Origin of the sequence: Bradyrhizobium sp. NC92 (genome assembly GCF_025200865.1) — a bacterium.
In the GTDB taxonomy this organism is placed as follows: Bacteria; Pseudomonadota; Alphaproteobacteria; order Rhizobiales; family Xanthobacteraceae; genus Bradyrhizobium.
On record NZ_CP104171.1, the window covers coordinates 4104377 to 4122806 of the forward strand.

Below are 18430 nucleotides of genomic sequence, written 5' to 3' on the forward strand. Positions count from 1 at the left end.
GCACTTGCGAAACCCATCATGCTTCGTCACGCAACAAGGCCCTCGATGGGTTTCGCTTCGCTCTACCCATCCTACGAGACTGTGAATCTTTTGTACCGCGCGTCAGACGAATGTGATTCTCTGGGCAGACTGATCTGCTGGAGAGGATGATGGCTGACGACGGACTTTTTGGTGAATTGCCGGAGCAGTCGGCACGAACCGAAGCGGTGCCGCAAGGCGCACCTCGGCTGCGCGAGCCTGTGCGCAATCAGGTCGAATTGCGAGCGGTCGATATCGACAGCCTGATCGGGCAGGATCATCCAGCGCGGGTGATCTGGGCTTATGTCGAAGGGCTGGACCTGAGCGAGCTGGAAGATCGCGTCAAGGCACGGGAAAACAGGCCGGGCCATCCGGCGCCATCGCCACGGTTGTTGCTGGCGCTTTGGCTGTACGCCGCGAGCGATGCCGTTGGCAGCGCGCGGGCGCTGGACCGGCTCTGCGACAGCCACGACGTCTACCGCTGGCTCTGCGGTGGCGTGTCGTTGAACCATCACGGGCTGTCGGACTTCCGGGTCGGCTGTGCCGACTTGCTCGACCGTTTGCTGGTTGAACATCTGGTGGCCCTGAACGAGGCAGGGCTGGTCGATCTGGAGAAGCTGACCCAGGACGGGGTGCGGATACGAGCGAATGCCGGGACCGGATCTTTCCGGCGGGAGGCGACGCTGGATCGGCAGATGGCGCAGGCCGAGGCCATTGTGGAAGAGCTCAAGCGCGAGGTCGATGCGGACCCGGAAGCCAGCAATCGGCGGATCCGGGCCGCCAAAGAGCGGGCGGCGCGCGAACGCAGCGAGCGGGTGCAAGCCGCGCAGGCCGCGCTGGCCGAGATCAAGCGCAAGCGAAAACAGCTCGACGACAAGGGCGGCAATGGCAAGAAGCCGAAGGAGCCTCGGGCCTCCACCACCGACCCGCAGGCCAGGGTGATGAAGATGGCCGATGCCGGCTTCCGTCCGGCCTATAATGTGCAGGTGGCTAGCGCGGCTGGCGAACTGATCGTGGTCGCGATCGATGTCGACAACAGCGGCTCAGATCGTGGCTTGATGCGCCCGATGCTGGAGCGAACGCGCGCTCGGCTGAAGCGCTTGCCACGCCGCTACCTCGCCGATGGCGGGTTCTGCACTGGCGACGACATCGAATGGGCGCATGGCGAGGGCATCGAGGTTTACTGTCCACCGCCCCAATCCAGGAGCGGTGTCGATCCCTTCTTACCCCGGAGCAGCGACGGTCCTGGCATAGCGGCCTGGCGTGCTCGCATGGCCAGCGAAGCCGGCAAGGCACAGTACCAGGCCCGTACCATCTGCGAATGCATCCATGCCCGCTGGCGCAACTGGGACCTCAGGCAACTGACCGTGCGCGGCATCGAGAAGGTCCGTGCCGTCGTGCTCTGGTACGCCCTCACCAACAACATCCTGCAAGGGCATCGTCTCGCAAAAGCATAGATAACCAACAGCCTGACGCCGCCGGCTTCCCCCATCAAGGGGCGATACCACCCCTTGATGCCGAAGCCGAAACAAAACGAATTGGCTCACAGGCTCTACGAGCTGATCGGTTGTTGAAAGTCAGGGGGAGTGGCGGCCGTAGGTCGTGCAGGATGCGCAACATCCGGATCGAGCCTTCCGCTACGGTATAGGCCGCGACATGGCGTGCCGACAATGACGAACTCGCCTGTGCCGGCCATTTGGCCGATCAAGACGCCGCGATGTCCGGCCCAATGAACCCCGCCAGCAGTGGCGCCGACCAAACGCCATGGCCGCATTGCTTGCAGAACTCCTGTTCGATCTCGTCAGAGCCCTCGTGGGCAGCTGGCTGAGAGAGGCTGCGTTCGCCATCGGTGCGTGGCTCGATACGAAGATTCACAGCCGCTCTGCACGCATTTTCGTCGGCCTCCTGCTCGGGGCCGCCGCCTTTTTCCTCATTCCTGTTATCTCCGGCCTGCTGGGTCTTTGATGCTCTCCGTGAGGACACACCTCGTCATCGCATTGGCCGTCGGGGCGCTCGTCTCGACGGTGCTCCTCGTCCTGGAGCCGCTGACCGACTTCGCGTTTCTTTGGCTGGAGTGGCCGGGCATCACCGCAGCGTATTTCTTCTGGGGAGCGGTTGGAGGGTCGACCTTCGCCGGCATCGCCATGTCCTGGGTCGTGAATGCACTGACCTACGGTCTCGGTGCTTTCGTCATTCTCAGCGCCTTCAAGGTGCTGAGGGAAGCATGATCCTCACGCCGTCTCGTCGTCACCCTTGGCGACGATCTCGACTTCGAAATAGCCCATGTCGCGGAGCTCGGCGGCCTTCTTCTCGGCCGCTTCCCTTGTGTCTCTCTTCAGGATGATCTGGCCCGCTCCGTCGCGGGCGCAAACGAAATAAGGCATTCTCGATTCCCAATTTCGTTTGCATACGCACGGAGCCGGGTTCCCGCAATCGGACGGCTCACTCCTCCAGCCCGGCCTTTTGCCGCATCTTGTCGATCAGCTCCGATGCCTCGGCCTTGGTCAGCTCCTGCTCGGGCAGGTCCTGGTGAGCCTGCTCGGCCAAGGTCTTGAGGTAGGATTCCTGGGCTCCGGTCATCGGATCGTCGCCGGAAACCCAATCCTTCGGGTCCTTCTGGGTGTTGTCGGCCATCGCGCATCTCCCATTCCGTTTTCCGTAGAACGTCGGACTCGACTCTTCGTTCCGTTTTTGTTCTCATGGGTCACATCTAGAATTCGCGAGGCGGAACAATGCCGGACCTGGACTTTCTCAGGCGGGAGATCGAACGGATGCGCAGCCAGATCGGCAGGCAGAGGAAGGAGATCCTCCAGCTGCAGCGGGCGGGCATCGGCACCGCCTCGGCCGGGGCGCTGCTGTCGCGGATGGAGGCGAAGGTCGAGAGCCTGTGCGCGGAACGCGACGCGCTGAAGGCGGCGGAGCCGCGCCAGATCAAGGGCCGGGTGCTCGGCGGGAGGACATGGTGAGCAGGCGGTGGTTCGACGACGAGAGAGACCTGTCGCCCTTCCTGACCGCGCTCGAGGACGTTCGCCGACGCGCGACGCGGGAAGGGTGGTGCTATGCCCACGTCCAGGCCATCATCGTCGCCATTGATCAATACGCGGAAGCTGCGACAGGCAACCGCGAGTATTTCCTGAACAAGCCGGTTTCGATCGGAGACAACCGGAAGGCGGCGGACATTCCGTGAGCGTTCCAGCGGCTCTCTGCCGCTGAGGTCCGGCAAGGCCGTCGGATGCGAATGAGCCCGCGAGCAAGTCTTGAAGGTGAGAAGGGCCAGGTCCGCGGGTTCACGAAAGATGCGTCACGTAGGCTTGCGCCGCTTCGGTTATGTCGCGAGCGCGCAAGCAACCCCAAGCATGCGCGCTTGTCGCTGCCGCCGATTAGCGCGGTGAGACGGAGGAGAGAGTCGACCTGGTGCGCCTGGGCGAGGCAGTCTTGCTTTGCGGCGAAGCAGTGCTCTTGCCGGACCTCCGACGAGCTTTTGGCGTGATCCCGTTCTGCTCATCGAACTGCTTCAGCCAGGCCGCGATATATCGCGGGTCCTCGGGACAAAGCCGCTCGAGCAAACGAAGGTTCTGCGCTCTGAATTCCACAAGGGTTTTCGGCATCACGGCTCCTCAAAACCCTGCCCGTCGCAAAAAATGCGTCTGGAGGGCTGCCGGGTCAACGGCAAAGAGCGCTTGAAATCCCGGGCGAGCTGATGCAGCGCCAAAAGCGAAAACCCCGCCCTTGGGAAGCGGGGTTCTCTGTCGAGGTGAAGCTTAGGGACGCTTCAACTGTAAGACGCGCAAGCGGCAAGAAAGTTCAAATGAGGACGCGGATGCACTCGCGCCGGGCAATTACAAATCCGTAACTCGGTTGAAAATCGACGCCCAAAAACTATCTCTGCGTCAGGCGGCAGCGTAACAAGCCGCCCTTCAACTGACACCCAGCCGCCGCGCTCAGAACAGGCGAAGCTGGGTCCTTTGACATTCTCCCGCTTAAGGTCCCGCCTCATTGGCCTCAGAGGCAAACGTCCATGGCTGCCCGCACCTACAATCACGAACGCTGGTCGGAAGACGACGACCGGCTGCTTCGATCCATGTGTGATAGCGGCAAGAGCCTCACGCTGATGATCGTGAAGCTGAAGCGGCCCATTGCATCGATCAGATCGCGCGCGATCGAGCTTGGCATCAATCTCCCGGGCACGCGCATCGGCCTGCGACGGAAGCGGCGAACCGCTTGAGCCTGCGCGTCCGGACAAAGCTGCTGAGCGACCTGCCTCCATCGCTGAAAGCCGGTGCGCACTTGCACGCCCTTGCGGCCGGGCTAGGCCGCGATCCGGTGTTCGACCGGCGTCGTCAGGAACTTGAGCGCTTCGGCATGTGCGAGATCCGGAACCGCGATCGCCGTGTGGCTGTACATCGCGTGTGTCCGCGACGCCGCGATCTTGTCCAGGATCTCCTTGCCCTTGATGACGTGGAGGCCCATGCCGTCATCGACGGGGAAGATCGCCAGCACCACGTCGTAGGCCGCGATGACCGCTCTGAGCGCTTCAGCCTTGTCTTCGGCGACGTCGACAAAAATACGAACATCAGCTGCGAGTTCACGCAGCTCGTTAAAATCCAGCACTGTCAGGATACTCCAACGCAACCAACCTGATCGAAGCTTGGTCGCGTTAGGTTACTGAAGCGTCAACAATGGGCGCCGAGCCACAAGTTTCACGCCGAGGTGACTTCGCTTTAGCGCTTGGCTTCGTTGTTGCGAAGCCTGGCCTCCGCGGCCTCGTCGACGAGGTTCAAGGTGGCGCCATCATAGCTCAGCTTGAGCCCGCGGCCGACGATCCAAGTCCAGCCGTCGCGGTCCTTGATGGCCGGTGCATTGAACTGCTCGGAAATCGATTTGACGGCAGTCTCCTGCGATCCCGGATTGTTCAGTGTTGCATTGACGCGCCAGATCGGATGCCTGGCGTCAGTCTCTTCGCCATGGGCTGTGACCTTGGCGCCGTTGATCTCGCATTCGAGGGTGTACGGACCTCGGCTCTGCCGGCAGAGATAGTGGCGTTGACTGACGAGCTTGCTCGCCTCATCGAATGTCATCCCCGGCGAGAAGCCGAAGATGTCGGACTTTTTCACGAGGGCAAGCGACGCAGGCTTCAAGAAGCCTGGCTGGATCGCGACGAGGGCTGCGACAGCGAACACGATCAAACCTGCAATGACGATAGCGACCTTCATCAGCACCCCATCGGAAAACTTGCGACCTTATAGCAGGCGCGGTGCTCTCACAGGTTCAAGAAAATTGCAGGTCTTACAACATCTTGCACAGGAAGTCCGGAACCCCGCAGAGCCCATGCTTGCGTTTTCGGCCTCGATAGGGTCTAAGCCCGATCACTTCATGACTTCTGGCATGAATCAGCAGCGCGCATTCGCGGGTCCGGCCGCGTCCCCAGCAGCAGATTGCTCCGCGCACCCATTCAAAGGAATTCAGACCATGGCAAAGATGACGAAGACCCAATTGATCGATGCAATTGCCGAGGGCACGCAGCTTTCGAAGAACGACGTGAAGTCCGTGATCGAGTACATGGCGACCGTCGGCTACAAGGAGCTCAACGAGTCCGGCGAGTTCGTCATTCCCGGCTTCGTGAAGATGTCGGTCGTGAACAAGCCGGCGACCGAAGCCCGCATGGGCGTCAATCCCTTCACCAAGGAGCCGATGCAGTTCGCGGCGAAGCCCGCCAGCAAGTCGGTCAAAGCCTCGCCGCTGAAGGTGGCCAAGGACGCCGTCTGACGTGCCGGCGATGTCGTTGCGGCGCGCTCATTGGCGCGACGCCGCAGCGATCAACCGCTGAAGACCAGGTGGTGCTTGGCCATGGCGATGCCGAACATCACCAGACCATCAGGACAAGCCGCAGCGCGCGGTGCTCGCGCCATCGGGAACGGCGAGCCCCGTTCCGTCACCATCCTCACCCGCTTCACAAGAAAAAGCCCCGCGCTTTCGCGCGAGGCTCTTGTGGCTGACGGCGTTGGGATTTCAGCGCCTGGCCGACAGCCATGGCTCCTAACCTAAAGTTGAAATTGCAAAAAGCAACAGCGCCGCCGTGACGGAATATGTTCGTCAGGCGGCGCTGCCGTGTAACTGGGCGCTGAAATCCCCAGCTTCAATGAGTGCTTGCTGCGCCGCAAAGGTTCAACGTCGCCCCGAGGAAATTTCGCCTGTGGGGGCTGGACTTTTTGTTCTCATTTTGTTCTAGTGTGAGCCGCCCAGGTGGACCGTTGGAGGTTGCTCATGACCGTCGAAAAACAGCGCGAAGTGATCAGGCTCTGGAACGAGCTCAGGAAGCTCGAGGGCCCTGCCGCGGAAGAGCTCCGCATCCAGATCCTCGAATGCTTCTCGAAGGAGAAGACGAAGCGGGCGGCCTGACCTGCATCGACGCCGCGCGGCGACGCGCAAGCGCGACCCCGCTCTGAGGGGAGCGCGCTTGATCTGTCGCCGCGTTGCTTGCCGGCGAACTCTTGCCGGCGAACTCTTGTCGCGGAGTTTTGTCGGAAGGGTCTTTATGCAGAAGGGTCTTGTTGCAGGGTCTTGCCGCCGAAGAGTCCTGCCGCGTCGAACGTGTGAGCGTGCGCGCTTTCATCGATCGTTAGGAATCGCTCTGCGCTGATTCTTGCGACTCCGATTCGTTCTTCGCGAACGAAATGGAGTCGAAGCTGGAACAAAGCGGGTCGTGTTGTTGCAGCTCATCACTGCGGAGCTGCCGGCTGCGGTCTGGCTAACGAGAGCTTGCGTGGTTGCCGATAACCCTATTCGGTTAGGTTAAAAGCCCAATCGCGTTGCGCTTGCTGCGCCTTGGAGTAGGTGTCCAGCAAAGACAAGCAAGAACGACGTTCCCAAAGAAACGACTTTGCCAAGAAGCAATTTGCCATGATGCCTTTTTCAGAGCCGTCCTTTTTTCAAGGCGACCGGCACACCTACCGGCGCGTCGCCGTCGTCGGCGCGCTGTTCTGTCTTGCCTTCGTCGTGATCAGCTTCTCGCTGCGGCCGCAGGCCGAGGACACGCGCGTTGCGGTCAAGGCCGACCGGCTGGTCCGCACGGCAGGTCAGGCACCGCGCGCCAATTAACGCTCGTCGCCGCAGCGGCGGTCGTCGGCCCGTGCCTGCGGGCATGCGGCACCGCGCGAGGCGAGCGCCACAAAGCCGGCATAGCCGGACAGGTTGAGCAAGACTTCGAGCCAGACGGGCATATCGGCCTTCTTTCCCTCCGCTCAGCGGGAGGAAAGATTCAACGTCCGCGCGTAATCCCGGTTCCGTGCTCCCGCAGAGAAATTCAAAGCGGAGAGGAGGGGTCGAGCCTTCGGCCGAGGGTGGCGACGGATTCGCTCGACGGCTGCTCCTTCAGGAACTCGGAGATCGCCTGCGCCAGCTCGCGGTCGCTCATCGGCGTCGGCGGCGGGCGCAGCGTGCCGACACCGAAGCTGCGGACGATCTCGTCGTAGTGCTCATCGTCGGATCTGGGAACCAATTTGCGGATACGGGCCAGCAAAGCGGATAACGGCAAGCTTTCCTCCTCGATCGTCGTCCCTGCTGGCAACCGTCATGGTCTGCTGCCATCTGCTCCCGTGAAACTGAAAACCCCGCCAGCATCGCGGAGATGCTGACGGGGTCTTCGTGCTGTCGCCTCAACCCGGATGGCGGAGGCGCCCGCACTCGGAACGTCAATCCGCCACAGGCGATTTCGTTCCCGCTGCATCGACATTTTTTGACCCCGATCGGTTCCCTGCGTTCCGCGCAACCATCGCAGGCGCTCGCGGTTACCCCCTGCAGCGAAGGAGGAGAGCATGAAGAAGACACTGGCAGTTCTGGCCACCGTCGCAGCCGTTGGCGTGACCGCGGTCGCGGCCCCTGCGCCCGCCGAGGCAGGTCACCGCGGCATCGGGCCGGGCCTGGCGTTCGGCCTTGCCGCCGGCGCCATCACCGCGGGCGCGGTCGCAGCCTCCCATCCCTATGGCTATTACGGCCCCCGCTACGGCTATTATGACGGCCCGAGCTATTATTACGGACCGGGTCCGTATGCCTATTACGGCGGGCCGTACTACCGACGCCACCACCACTGGCGCCATTGGTAAGTCCGGCAATTGAGTGATCGCCAATAGCGAAAAGCCCGGAGCGCTGCTCCGGGCTTTTTTCATTCGCATGTCGTCGCGCCCTGCCGGCGCGACCGATTACGGCCAGAGCGAGGGCCGCTCGACCTTGCGGGCATTCTCCAGCGTCGACACGAAGTATTCCTCGCGCTCGCGCTTGAACTTTTCCTGAGTGGCACGGAAGGCGGCGACACGGGCGGCGATCTCTTCGCGTTCGCGCTCTTTGCGCTGTTCGTCCTCGGTCATGTCAAATCTCCCCTCTACACCTTGAGTATGTGCACATCTGAACTCAAGCACTGCCGCCGCAATCACGTTGAGTCGCGTCAACACATCCATTGGCACTTCCGAATGGGGCGTCAATGGGGAGGAGGCATTGCAGGATTGTGATATGCGAAGGTCGGAAGAAATTGCCGAGCGCGTTGCGTTGGCGCTTGATAAGAGCGTCAACGATCTTGCCGCTTGCGCATGTTGCTGTCAGGCCAAACGGAGTCGGGAGGCGCGATTGATCGCATCGGATCTTCAGAGCGGTATCGAGCGGCTCGGCGACATGATCGCCGATGCCAGGACCATCGTGCCGTTCACCGGTGCCGGCATCTCGACCGAGTGCGGCATTCCCGACTTCCGCTCGCCGGGCGGAATTTGGACGCGCAACCGTCCGATCCCGTTCGACGAGTTCGTCGCGAGCCAGGAGGCGCGGGACGAATCCTGGCGCCGGCGCTTTGCGATGGAGGCGGTCTTTGCGGCAGCGAAGCCCGGCCGCGGCCATCGGGCGCTGGCATCGCTCTACCGCGCCGGCAAGGTTCCCGCCGTCATCACCCAGAACATCGACAACCTGCACCAGGCCTCGGGCTTCGCGCCGGAGCACGTGGTTGAACTTCACGGAAATACCACTTATGCGCGCTGCATCGGTTGTGGGCAGGCCTATCCGCTCGACTGGGTGAAGCGCCGTTTCGACGACGATGGCGCGGCGCCCAACTGCACCGCCTGCGACGAGCCGGTGAAAACCGCCACGATTTCCTTCGGCCAGATGATGCCGGAGGACGAGATGCAGCGCGCGACAGCGCTGTCGCAGGCTTGCGATCTCTTCATCGCGGTCGGTTCCTCACTGGTGGTCTGGCCGGCCGCCGGTTTTCCGATGATGGCCAAGCGCGCCGGTGCACGTCTCGTGATCATCAATCGCGAGCCGACCGAGCAGGACGACATCGCCGACCTCGTCATCCAGCACGACATCGGCGAGACTCTCGGGCCCTTTGTCGCAAATTGAGGCGTCAATTTGATTCGCGGCTGTGCAAGCTGTTCATAGGTTCCGGCGAATCTCTTTTTTGTCTATGCGTCGCAACCGGGAGTGTTATCTTTTGAGTCGAAAGATTCGCGTCGCGTCGAATTGAGAACATTCTCTTAAGACGCGTGATTCGAGCGCCGCCAATGTGGCGGGTTGCATGGCAGTGTGGGGTCCGGGGTTATGGGGTCGTCGGACGGATTTGAGTCCAAGAAGCTTGGAGTTCCCGGACAGGGCACCTCGCCGGGGCGCTTGACGCCGAGCGAGCATGGCAGCGCCGGCCGCGACACCGCACTCAGTCCCTTCACCGGATTGGGCGAAGCCAGCGCCAACCTCGTCGAGGTCACCGGCGTCATCAAATGGTTCGACGCCTCCAAAGGCTACGGCTTCATCGTTCCCGACAATGGTTGGCCCGACGTCCTGCTGCACGTTACCGTGCTTAGGCGCGACGGCTTCCAGACGGCTTATGAAGGCGCCCGCATCGTCGTCGAGTGCATCCAGCGCGCCAAGGGCTACCAGGCTTTCCGCGTCGTCTCGATGGACGAATCGACAGCGATCCATCCGGCGCAGATGCTGCCGCCGCGCACCCATGTCACGGTCACCCCGACCAGCGGGCTGGAGCGGGCCCAAGTCAAATGGTTCAACCGGCTGCGCGGCTTCGGCTTCCTGACCTGCGGCGAGGGCACCCCTGACATCTTCGTGCATATGGAGACGCTGCGCCGCTTCGGCATGACCGAGCTCAGGCCGGGCCAGTACGTGCTGGTCCGCTTCGGGCCCGGCTCCAAGGGCATGATGGCGGCCGAGATCCATCCCGAGACCGGATCGCCGGGATTGCAGTCGCACTAAGAATTCCCGCAATCGTGAGCAGAGGCGCGCTGCGAGTCCGGCGCGCCTCTTCCTTTTCGGGCGGTCGCCGCGTAAGGACTGACTTTAGGTCCCACGCCGCGAGAGCCCCCATGAATTCTGATCGAAAGGCCGTCTGGTCCGCTCTGAAGGGCTGGCTGGCCGCCATCCTCGTCATCGCCTTCTGGGCCGTCGCCGGCGCGCCGGTCGGCGCCGCCAGCTTCCAGCCGCTCGAGATCGTCACCAAGAATGGCGTGCAGGTGTTCTCGGTCGAGATGGCAACGACCGCGGAGGAGAAGGAGACCGGCCTGATGTACCGCAAGGAATTGGCCGACGGCAAAGGCATGCTGTTCGACTTCAATCCCGAGCAGGAAATCTCGATGTGGATGAAGAACACTTATGTTTCGCTCGACATGATCTTCATCCGCGCCGATGGCCGCATTTTGCGCATCGCCGAGAATACCGAGCCGTTGTCGACGAAGATCATCTCCTCCCGGGGGCCCGCCCGGGCCGTGCTGGAGGTGGTGGCGGGAACGGCGCAGAAGTACGGCATCCGTCCCGGTGACCGCGTCGGTCACCCCCTGTTCGGCGGCAAATAGGGCGGGCAGGGCTATTGCCGCCCCGGCCGGCGGCTTTTGGAAGCTTGCTGGCGCTCCGGGAAGCGTGTATCGACGGGGCTCGCCGGACATTCGGGGTATAGCGCAGCCTGGTAGCGCGGCAGTTTTGGGTACTGCAGGTCGTTGGTTCGAATCCAGCTGCCCCGACCAGTCCCGGGCGGCGCTGGCCCAGAGGTCAGCATCCAACCGGCAATGGCCACATCCACGCGTCCGGCCTCCGCATCGCGCGGAAATCAGCAAGACCTCATCGAACCTTCGCCCGTCGCCATCGACAAATCCGTGTTGGGGATTTCAGCGCCCAATGTCTAAACGGACGCCGCCAAGCGATGAATATTCCGCTTGTGCGGCGTTGCGCTTTTCGGGCCGCGCTCGTCAGTTCGACGCGCACCAGCCGGGCGGAAATGGGACGTACGACCAGGCCATCTGGTTGTCGTTGGCGGCTTGCGGTGGCTCTTGCGATGCCGTGCTCACGATTGACGCGGGCCGCGCCACGCGGAGCGCGAGGCGCAGACGTGCCCATTGCAATTTCAACATTATTGTCCCCCCGCAATCTACTTGCTTCCAAACGTCCGATCGTCTGCAAAGTTCAGTCTAGAAATCACTGTGCGCCGAAACGGCGCGCTCGCCCTCAAATCACGGACATTCTAGAAAAACCGGCGCCGACTTTCAACCGATCGCGCCGCCCCATCCCAAGAAGTAAGGTTGATCGGCAAGGTTAAAGGCGAGCGGCTGTTGCGGTCGTCTGCGTGGCTGTTATCACGTCGGTCCCGGCTCGCGATGGGCTGCTTTCACTCTGTGCGACCACAGATGACGGTTCGTCGCGGCGCGCGCATCTTTTGAGTTCTGCGCCAGCGAGTTCTGCCCATGTCTCTTGATCCCAACATCAGGACCGTCGGTCCGCAATCGAACTGGACCGAGATCTGGCACCTCTGGACGGTGATCGTACCGCGCCGCTCCATCAACGGGCAGTTCGTGCTCGGCAAGGTCTGGCGTCGCCACGACGGCCGCGACTGGATCTACAAGAAGTTCACCGAGTTCGACGGCGAAGAGGCGGCTTAGCCGCCTCTCTCAGGCCGCCTTCGCTTCGGCAGCCGGCTTGGCCGGCGGCGGCTTCAGCGGCTTGTCCTGCTTCTTCGACCACGAGATGTAATAGGCCACGGTCGTCATGATCGCGATGCCGGCGACACTGACGAAGATCTGCGCGAGCAGCGAGCCCGAGCTCATCGACAGCTCGAAATGACCGACGAAGGACAGGAACACGCCGACGCAGAACACGGCGAGCGACTGCTGGCCGCAGACGATCAAGGGGTCGAACACCTTCCACTCCAGCCCCGGCCACTCCTTCGGCACGAAGCGGATCACCAGGATCACGATCACCACGAAATGGAGGAAGCGGTACGGCGCGAGGTTGGTCTTGTCATTGGGGTTGAAGGCCGAGAACAGCCATTCCGGGAACATGCCGCCGAAGGCGGGGAAACGGCCGGCCATGGTCATGACCAGCGCGAACAGGAGATAACCGAGGCAGACCCACAGCGTAACAGGCGAATTGATCAGCGCGATCGAGCGGCGCGCGCCGCCCATGGAGCACCAGGCGCCGAACACGAACAGCACCTGCCAGCAATACGGGTTGAAGTACCACTGGCCGGCCGGATAGGCGGTGAGATTCCAGCCGAAATGGCGCGCGGCGAGCCACAGCACGATCGACAGGATCATCGTCAAATCGGGCTTGCGCAGCATGAACCACAGCACCGGCGGGAACAGGCCCATCAGCACGATGTAGAGCGGCAGCACGTCGAGGTTGAGCGGCTTGAAGCGCAGGAACAGGCCCTGGCGCAGCGTCTCGGTGGCGTTGTCGACGAGGCCGGCGACATTGAACTCGTTGATCATCTCGGAATCGCCGAAGCGCAGCGCGAGATAGCTGATCGAGGCAATGTAGATCACGAACAGGATGATGTGGGCGACATAGAGCTGCCAGACCCGCTTGGTCAGCCGCGTCGCGCCGACGATGAAGCCGCGGTCCAGCATCATCCGTGCATAGACGAAGGAGGCGGTGTAGCCGGAGATGAACACGAACAGGTCGGCCGCGTCGGAAAAGCCGTAGTTACGGGTCGTGATCCAGTTCACGACGTTGTCGGGGATGTGGTCGAGAAAGATCGCCCAGTTCGCGACACCGCGAAACAGGTCGAGCCTGAGGTCACGGCCCTTTTCGGGCAGCGTGGCGTTGATGTTCAGGAAGGCCATGCGACAGAAGCTCTCGAAGAGGACGGATCTGCTGGTATCGACGAGACGGCGTCGGGCGGGATCCCGGCGCGGAAGGCGGGTACGCAATTGTCACGGTGCAGCATAGTGACTATACCGTTGGCGAGGGTGCCGGGGCCGGAATCACGATCAGTTCCCAACCGGTTTCTCTATACTATCCCCGAGATTTCCACCAACTGCCACCGTGACGCATCGAAATCGAACGAAAAGACGAAGAGGCCCGGACCAGTCATGACCGCACGCATTTTCAAGCCTGCCAAGAACGCGATGCAATCCGGCCGGTCCAAGACCAAGGTATGGCAGCTCGACTACGAGCCGGAGCAGCCGCGGTCGGTTGAGCCGCTGATGGGCTGGACTTCGTCGGCCGACATGAAGCAGCAAATTACGCTGCGCTTCCACAGCAAGGAAGAGGCGATCGCCTATTGCGAGCGCAAGGGCATCGCCTATCAGGTGATCGAGCCCAAGGAGTCGATCCGCCGGCCGGTTGCCTATGCCGACAATTTCTCGTTCCGTCGCGGCGAGCCCTGGACGCATTGAGGGGCCATTCTCATCCGAAGCATCCAAAGTGCCGTCATGCCCGGGCTTGTCCCGCCTGCGCGGCCGAAGCCGCTTCGGCGAGGCGAAGGCCCGGGCATCCACGTTTTTGTAGATGAAGAACGTGGATGGCAGGGACGAGCCCGGCCATGACGAAGGGAGCGGCTGGTCGCCCGAGCCCAAGAACCCTTGCCCAAGAACCCTTGCCCAAGAACCCTTGGCAGCCATTTCCCGCCGTGCTTCGCTGGCCGCCATGACACGACCATGGCGGGGCGGGGTATGGCGGGGCGTGACCAGCTCGACGGCGTCGATCTGAAAATCCTATCCGAGCTGCAGCAGGACGGGCGGGTTCGCAACAACGAACTGGCGCTGCGGGTCGGTGTATCCGCGCCGAACTGCCTGCGGCGGCTGAAGTCGCTGTTCAGCCGCGGCGTGATCCGGGCAGTGCGCGCCGTGATCGACGAGCGGCTGCTCGGCTACGAGGTGGTGTCGTTCGTCTCGATCCAGCTCGGCAGCCAGGCCCAGCCGGTGCTGGAGGCGTTCGAGAGCTCGATCGCTGCGATCCCGCGCATCCAGCAATGCTGGCGGATCTCCGGCGATACTGACTATCTCCTCAAATGCGTGGCGCCGAGTGTCGAGAGCATGCGCCAACAGCTCCTGCATTTCGCCGCGATGCCAAACGTCAAGAACGTCCGCAGCTTCCCCGTGCTCGGGGTTGCCAAGGACGTGCCGCTGCCTTTGCAGGAGGTCGCGGTGGCGGAGGCGGCTGGGTAGGGCTTCTAATATCCCACCATCAAATCTGAAGTTCAGAGGCGCGTCTCAGCGATACCGGCCCCGAAACTCGCGCGGGCTGGCACCGGTCCAGGTCCGAAAGGCCCGCGAAAAGCTCTTCTCGTTGCGGAATCCGGCGATCTCCGCGATGCGCTTGATCGGCGTGCGGCCGCGCATCAGCTCCTGTTTGGCGAGCTCGAATTTCGCCTCCTCCTTGAGATCGCGCAGCGAGGTGGACTCCTCGCGCAGGCGGCGATGCATCGTGCGGGTGGAAAGCGCGAGCTCACTCGCGACGTCCTCGGCCCCGAGGACGCGTCCGCGCGCATTGCGCAGCACGCGGCGGACACGCTCGACCAGCAGGCGGTCGCGTCGGTAGGGCAGCACGGTGAGCCGGAGCGCGCCCTTGAGCATGTTGTCGAGATCGGCCGCGCTGCGCGTCAGCGGCAGCGACAGATAGTGCTTATCGAAGATGATGGCCGCGCGGTCCGCATTGAAGCGGACGGTCCGGCAAAAGATGGTCGGATAGACCGAGACGTGGCCGGGCTTGGGATAAGGGAACTCAGCCGCCCGGAGTGCGATCTGGGAGTCGACAGCCCAGCAGGAGAAGCCGAGCACATAGCGGAGCAGGGTGACCAGGCAGAATTCGCGCAAAGCCCCGAGGTCACGCTGCTCCCGGATTGCCACGCCCGCAGTCTCCTCGCCGATTTCGAGTTCGAGCAGCACGTCCTCGGTGAGCAGGCGGTGATGCCGGCACCAGCGCTTGAGCGCGACCTCCAGCGTCGGCGCGGTGATCGAGGCGCGGCACAGCATGCCGTAGGAGCCCCACGGCAGCCGGCGCGAGAACCAGCCGAGCGCCTCGTCATCGAGCTCGCGCATGGCGTGGCCGGCGAGGGCCTCGAACTGGGCGGCGGTGACCCGCCCATCCGGAGAATTGACCAAGTCCGGCGCAACCTGACCCCGGCTCAACGCCTCCGCGGGATCGCGGCCGTAACGCTCGTAGGCTGCGACCACGCCGCGGACGAAGGCGGCAGGGGTGACGGCGCGACGCGGGATCGCGGTTGCGGCTTGAAAAGGCATCGGAATTCCCTCCGGAAAATCCTCGCCAAGTTTGGCGGAAAATGCAACCTTTTCGACCGGAGAAGGTCCCGGACCTCGCTAGGTTCGGACCCAAATTACGGAGGAATCGCCTTGAACATCCCGAGCATCGATTTCGATCTGGGCGAAGACATCGGCATGCTGCGCGACACGCTCCGCGCCTTCGTGGAGGCGGAGATCACGCCGCGCGCGGCCGAGATCGAGAAGGCCAACCTGTTCCCGGCAGACCTGTGGAAGCGCCTTGGCGACCTCGGCCTGCTCGGCATGACCGCGCCGGAGCAATATGGCGGCTCCAACATGGGCTATCTCGCCCATATCGTCGCCATGGAGGAAATCTCGCGCGGCTCGGCGGCCGTGGGGCTGTCCTACGGCGCCCACTCCAACCTCTGCGTCAACCAGATCCGCCGCAACGGCAATGACGCGCAGCGGCAGCGCTATCTGCCGAAGCTGATCTCAGGCGAATATGTCGGTGCGCTCGCGATGTCCGAGCCGGGCGCCGGCTCCGACGTCGTCTCGATGAAGCTGCGCGCCGACAAGCGCGGCGACCGCTACGTGCTCAACGGCTCCAAGATGTGGATCACCAATGGCGGCGATGCCGACGTGCTGGTGGTCTATGCCAAGACCGATCCGGAGGCCGGCCCGCGCGGCATGACCGCCTTCCTCATCGAGAAAGGCTTCAAGGGCTTCACCCACGGCCAGCATCTCGACAAGCTCGGCATGCGCGGCTCCAACACCTATCCGCTGTTCTTCGACGATTGCGAGGTGCCGGAGGAGAATGTGATGGGCAAGGTGGGCGAGGGCGTCAAGGTGCTGATGTCCGGCCTCGACTACGAGCGCGCGGTGCTCTCGGGCGGCCCGCTCGGCATCATGGCGGCGTGCATGGACGCGGTCGTGCCCTACATGCACGAGCGCAAGCAGTTCGGTCAGCCGATCGGCGATTTCCAGCTGATGCAGGGCAAGCTCGCCGACATGTACGCGACCTGGCAGGCCACGCGCGCCTATGTCTATGCGGTGGGACGCGCCTGCGACCGCGCCGACCATGCGCGCAGCCTGCGCAAGGACGCTGCTGCTGCGATCCTCTATTCAGCAGAGAAGGCAACGTGGATGGCTGGCGAGGCGATCCAGGCTCTGGGCGGGGTCGGCTATACCTCCGAATTCCCGGTCGGGCGCCTGTGGCGCGACGCAAAACTCTACGAGATCGGCGCCGGCACCTCCGAAGTTCGGCGCATGCTGATCGGCCGCGAGCTGATGGCCGAGACGGCTTAAGTCCTTCACTCCATTGGAATCACCATGCCGCTCCATTCCAGCATCGATCCGTCTTCATCAGATTTCGCGCGCAATTCCGAGGCCATGCGCGGCCTCGTCGCCGACTTGCGCGAAAAGCTTGCCCAAGTCGCCGGCGGCGGCGGCGAGGCCTCGCGCCAGCGCCACACCGCGCGCGGCAAGATGCTGGCGCGTGAGCGCGTCGACCTGTTGGTCGATCCCGGCACCTCGTTCCTGGAGCTGTCGCCGCTCGCGGCCTACGGCCTCTATGGCGGCGACGTGCATTCGGCCAGTGTCGTCACCGGGGTCGGCCGCATCTCGGGGCGTGAATGCGTGATCGTCGCCAACGACGCCACCATCAAGGGCGGCACCTACTACCCGATGACGGTGAAGAAGCATCTGCGGGCGCAGGACATCGCGCGGCAGAACAATCTGCCCTGCGTCTACTTGGTGGATTCCGGCGGCGCCTTCCTGCCGCTGCAGGACGAGATCTTTCCGGACGAGCGGCACTTCGGCCGCATCTTCTACAATCAGGCGCAAATGTCGTCGCAGGGCATTCCGCAGATCGCGATCGTGATGGGCTCCTGCACCGCCGGCGGCGCCTATGTGCCGGCGATGTCGGACGAGAGCATTATCGTGCGCAACCAAGGCACCATCTTCCTCGGCGGCCCGCCGCTGGTGAAGGCCGCGACCGGTGAGGTCGTCAGCGCCGAGGAGCTCGGCGGCGCCGATGTTCATTCGCGGCAGTCCGGCGTGACCGATCACTACGCCCAGAACGATGCGCATGCGATCGGCATCGCCCGGCGCATCGTCGGCACGCTCAAGCCTTCCACGCGGCCGAACCTGAACATGCATAAGCCGCGCGATCCGCTGTTTGCGGCGGAGGAGATTTACGGCGTGGTGCCGGTCGACGGCCGCAAGCCGTTCGACGTGCGCGACATCATCGCGCGCATCGTCGACGGCTCGGAGTTCGACGAGTTCAAGAAGCTCTATGGCACGACCCTGGTGTGCGGATTCGCCCATATCTGGGGCTTTCCGGTCGGCATCATTGCCAACAACGGCATTTTGTTCAGCGAGAGCTCGCTGAAGGGCGCGCATTTCATCGAGCTGTGCTGCCAGCGCGGCATTCCGCTGGTGTTCCTGCAGAACATCACCGGCTTCATGGTCGGCAAGAAATACGAGGCCGGCGGCATCGCCCGCGACGGCGCCAAGCTGGTGACGGCGGTCGCGACGGCGTCGGTGCCGAAATTTACGGTCGTGATCGGCGGCTCCTATGGCGCCGGCAATTACGGCATGTGCGGCCGCGCCTACGCGCCGCGCTTCCTTTGGATGTGGCCGAACGCGCGCATCTCGGTGATGGGCGGCGAGCAGGCTTCGATGGTGCTGAGCCAGGTCCGCCGCGACAATATCGAGGCCAAGGGCGACAGCTGGTCCAGGGAAGAGGAAGATAAATTCCGCGAGCCCATTCGCGCGCAATATGAGAGCCAGGGCCATCCATATTACGCAACCGCGCGGCTGTGGGACGACGGCGTGATCGATCCGGCCGACACGCGCCTCGTGCTCGGCCTCGGTCTCTCGGCGGCGTCGAATGCGCCGATCGAGCCGACGAAATTCGGCCTGTTCAGGATGTGATG

The 18430-nt window shown here is 63.1% G+C and carries 28 protein-coding genes and 1 tRNA gene; 19 read left to right on the forward strand and 10 right to left on the reverse strand.

Annotation, left to right across the window (positions count from 1 at the left end; all coding sequences use genetic code 11):
• Positions 1–146 precede the first annotated feature (146 nt).
• From N2602_RS19170 to N2602_RS19180, 3 genes are all read left to right on the forward strand, one after another.
• Positions 147–1475 carry an IS1182 family transposase gene (locus N2602_RS19170; protein ID WP_212257604.1) on the forward strand — a complete coding sequence of 443 codons (1329 nt, stop codon included), beginning with the start codon at positions 147–149 and terminating at the stop codon, positions 1473–1475.
• Positions 1476–1782: 307 nt separating this feature from the next.
• Positions 1783–1983, forward strand: a complete 201-nt coding sequence (locus tag N2602_RS19175; protein WP_172789550.1) for a hypothetical protein — start codon at positions 1783–1785, stop codon at positions 1981–1983.
• Positions 1983–2246, forward strand: a complete 264-nt coding sequence (locus N2602_RS19180) for a hypothetical protein (RefSeq protein WP_212257006.1) — start codon at positions 1983–1985, stop codon at positions 2244–2246. Before N2602_RS19175 ends, N2602_RS19180 begins: the two co-directional genes overlap by 1 nt.
• Positions 2247–2249: 3 nt before the next feature.
• Here N2602_RS19180 and N2602_RS19185 read toward each other — a convergent pair whose 3' ends face one another.
• Together N2602_RS19185 and N2602_RS19190 are read right to left on the reverse strand one after the other, a co-directional pair.
• A complete protein-coding gene (locus N2602_RS19185; protein WP_172789552.1) occupies positions 2250–2402 on the reverse strand; it encodes a hypothetical protein in 153 nt (50 codons plus the stop codon).
• A 58-nt stretch (positions 2403–2460) separates the two neighbouring features.
• Positions 2461–2652 (reverse strand): DUF3072 domain-containing protein, encoded by a 192-nt coding sequence (locus N2602_RS19190; RefSeq protein WP_260383570.1) that lies wholly within the window; start codon positions 2650–2652, stop codon positions 2461–2463.
• Between the two features lie 98 nt (positions 2653–2750).
• On the opposite strand from N2602_RS19190, the gene N2602_RS19195 reads away from it, so the two are divergent.
• From N2602_RS19195 to N2602_RS19205, 3 genes are all read left to right on the forward strand, one after another.
• A complete protein-coding gene (locus N2602_RS19195) occupies positions 2751–2984 on the forward strand; it encodes a hypothetical protein (RefSeq protein WP_260383571.1) in 234 nt (77 codons plus the stop codon).
• On the forward strand, positions 2978–3205 hold the full coding sequence (locus N2602_RS19200; RefSeq protein WP_025036169.1) for a hypothetical protein: 228 nt from the start codon (positions 2978–2980) through the stop codon (positions 3203–3205). Before N2602_RS19195 ends, N2602_RS19200 begins: the two co-directional genes overlap by 7 nt.
• An 831-nt stretch (positions 3206–4036) precedes the next feature.
• Positions 4037–4243 carry a hypothetical protein gene (locus N2602_RS19205; RefSeq protein WP_260383572.1) on the forward strand — a complete coding sequence of 69 codons (207 nt, stop codon included), beginning with the start codon at positions 4037–4039 and terminating at the stop codon, positions 4241–4243.
• Positions 4244–4326: 83 nt separating this feature from the next.
• Here N2602_RS19205 and N2602_RS19210 read toward each other — a convergent pair whose 3' ends face one another.
• A complete protein-coding gene (locus tag N2602_RS19210) occupies positions 4327–4629 on the reverse strand; it encodes a hypothetical protein (protein ID WP_260383573.1) in 303 nt (100 codons plus the stop codon).
• Positions 4630–4739: 110 nt separating this feature from the next.
• Complete coding sequence (locus N2602_RS19215) at positions 4740–5231, reverse strand: hypothetical protein (RefSeq protein WP_260383574.1); 492 nt, start codon at positions 5229–5231, stop codon at positions 4740–4742.
• Positions 5232–5487: 256 nt separating this feature from the next.
• On the opposite strand from N2602_RS19215, the gene N2602_RS19220 reads away from it, so the two are divergent.
• Positions 5488–5784 carry an HU family DNA-binding protein gene (locus tag N2602_RS19220; protein WP_018323108.1) on the forward strand — a complete coding sequence of 99 codons (297 nt, stop codon included), beginning with the start codon at positions 5488–5490 and terminating at the stop codon, positions 5782–5784.
• A 50-nt stretch (positions 5785–5834) separates the two neighbouring features.
• Here the strand turns inward: N2602_RS19220 and N2602_RS19225 are convergent, their stop codons facing one another.
• The gene (locus tag N2602_RS19225; protein WP_260383575.1) at positions 5835–5957 is read right to left on the reverse strand and encodes a hypothetical protein; all 123 of its coding nucleotides are present in this window, start codon (positions 5955–5957) and stop codon (positions 5835–5837) included.
• 325 nt (positions 5958–6282) lie between these two features.
• Here N2602_RS19225 and N2602_RS19230 point away from each other — a divergent pair, with 325 nt between their 5' ends.
• The gene (locus N2602_RS19230) at positions 6283–6417 is read left to right on the forward strand and encodes a hypothetical protein (protein WP_257187419.1); all 135 of its coding nucleotides are present in this window, start codon (positions 6283–6285) and stop codon (positions 6415–6417) included.
• Between the two features lie 501 nt (positions 6418–6918).
• Complete coding sequence (locus tag N2602_RS19235) at positions 6919–7116, forward strand: hypothetical protein (RefSeq protein ID WP_212257284.1); 198 nt, start codon at positions 6919–6921, stop codon at positions 7114–7116.
• On the opposite strand, the gene N2602_RS19240 is transcribed toward N2602_RS19235, so the two are convergent.
• Both N2602_RS19240 and N2602_RS19245 read right to left on the reverse strand, forming a co-directional pair.
• Entirely contained in the window at positions 7113–7238 is a 126-nt protein-coding gene (locus tag N2602_RS19240; protein ID WP_257187420.1) for a hypothetical protein, read from the reverse strand. The two genes, N2602_RS19235 and N2602_RS19240, sit on opposite strands and share 4 nt — an antisense overlap.
• 83 nt (positions 7239–7321) lie before the next feature.
• A complete protein-coding gene (locus N2602_RS19245) occupies positions 7322–7552 on the reverse strand; it encodes a hypothetical protein (RefSeq protein ID WP_212257011.1) in 231 nt (76 codons plus the stop codon).
• Positions 7553–7832: 280 nt separating this feature from the next.
• On the opposite strand from N2602_RS19245, the gene N2602_RS19250 reads away from it, so the two are divergent.
• Positions 7833–8120, forward strand: coding sequence for a hypothetical protein (locus N2602_RS19250; RefSeq protein ID WP_172789561.1), 288 nt, complete (start codon positions 7833–7835; stop codon positions 8118–8120).
• A 96-nt stretch (positions 8121–8216) separates the two neighbouring features.
• Here N2602_RS19250 and N2602_RS19255 read toward each other — a convergent pair whose 3' ends face one another.
• On the reverse strand, positions 8217–8381 hold the full coding sequence (locus tag N2602_RS19255) for a hypothetical protein (RefSeq protein ID WP_008558907.1): 165 nt from the start codon (positions 8379–8381) through the stop codon (positions 8217–8219).
• Positions 8382–8637: 256 nt separating this feature from the next.
• On the opposite strand from N2602_RS19255, the gene N2602_RS19260 reads away from it, so the two are divergent.
• The 5 genes from N2602_RS19260 to N2602_RS19280 all read left to right on the forward strand — a co-directional run bounded on the left by N2602_RS19260 (position 8638) and on the right by N2602_RS19280 (position 11933).
• Positions 8638–9399: an NAD-dependent protein deacetylase gene (locus N2602_RS19260; protein WP_260383577.1), complete on the forward strand. Its 762-nt coding sequence runs from the start codon at positions 8638–8640 to the stop codon at positions 9397–9399.
• A 198-nt stretch (positions 9400–9597) separates the two neighbouring features.
• Positions 9598–10260: a cold-shock protein gene (locus N2602_RS19265; RefSeq protein WP_172789563.1), complete on the forward strand. Its 663-nt coding sequence runs from the start codon at positions 9598–9600 to the stop codon at positions 10258–10260.
• Between the two features lie 110 nt (positions 10261–10370).
• Positions 10371–10856, forward strand: coding sequence for a DUF192 domain-containing protein (locus tag N2602_RS19270; RefSeq protein WP_212257013.1), 486 nt, complete (start codon positions 10371–10373; stop codon positions 10854–10856).
• A gap of 91 nt (positions 10857–10947) precedes the next feature.
• Positions 10948–11024: transfer RNA gene (locus N2602_RS19275), tRNA-Pro, on the forward strand.
• Between the two features lie 714 nt (positions 11025–11738).
• Positions 11739–11933, forward strand: a complete 195-nt coding sequence (locus N2602_RS19280) for a hypothetical protein (protein WP_172789565.1) — start codon at positions 11739–11741, stop codon at positions 11931–11933.
• A 9-nt stretch (positions 11934–11942) separates the two neighbouring features.
• Here N2602_RS19280 and N2602_RS19285 read toward each other — a convergent pair whose 3' ends face one another.
• Positions 11943–13115 carry an OpgC domain-containing protein gene (locus tag N2602_RS19285; protein WP_260383578.1) on the reverse strand — a complete coding sequence of 391 codons (1173 nt, stop codon included), beginning with the start codon at positions 13113–13115 and terminating at the stop codon, positions 11943–11945.
• A 249-nt stretch (positions 13116–13364) separates the two neighbouring features.
• Here N2602_RS19285 and N2602_RS19290 point away from each other — a divergent pair, with 249 nt between their 5' ends.
• Both N2602_RS19290 and N2602_RS19295 read left to right on the forward strand, forming a co-directional pair.
• The gene (locus N2602_RS19290) at positions 13365–13670 is read left to right on the forward strand and encodes an ETC complex I subunit (RefSeq protein ID WP_260383579.1); all 306 of its coding nucleotides are present in this window, start codon (positions 13365–13367) and stop codon (positions 13668–13670) included.
• A gap of 276 nt (positions 13671–13946) precedes the next feature.
• A complete protein-coding gene (locus tag N2602_RS19295) occupies positions 13947–14441 on the forward strand; it encodes an Lrp/AsnC family transcriptional regulator (protein ID WP_172789574.1) in 495 nt (164 codons plus the stop codon).
• Positions 14442–14486: 45 nt separating this feature from the next.
• On the opposite strand, the gene N2602_RS19300 is transcribed toward N2602_RS19295, so the two are convergent.
• Complete coding sequence (locus N2602_RS19300) at positions 14487–15515, reverse strand: AraC family transcriptional regulator (RefSeq protein ID WP_260383580.1); 1029 nt, start codon at positions 15513–15515, stop codon at positions 14487–14489.
• 111 nt (positions 15516–15626) lie between these two features.
• On the opposite strand from N2602_RS19300, the gene N2602_RS19305 reads away from it, so the two are divergent.
• Both N2602_RS19305 and N2602_RS19310 read left to right on the forward strand, forming a co-directional pair.
• A complete protein-coding gene (locus N2602_RS19305) occupies positions 15627–16799 on the forward strand; it encodes an isovaleryl-CoA dehydrogenase (RefSeq protein ID WP_260383581.1) in 1173 nt (390 codons plus the stop codon).
• A gap of 24 nt (positions 16800–16823) precedes the next feature.
• Positions 16824–18428, forward strand: a complete 1605-nt coding sequence (locus N2602_RS19310; RefSeq protein ID WP_260383582.1) for a carboxyl transferase domain-containing protein — start codon at positions 16824–16826, stop codon at positions 18426–18428.
• The last annotated feature ends 2 nt before the right edge of the window (positions 18429–18430 follow it).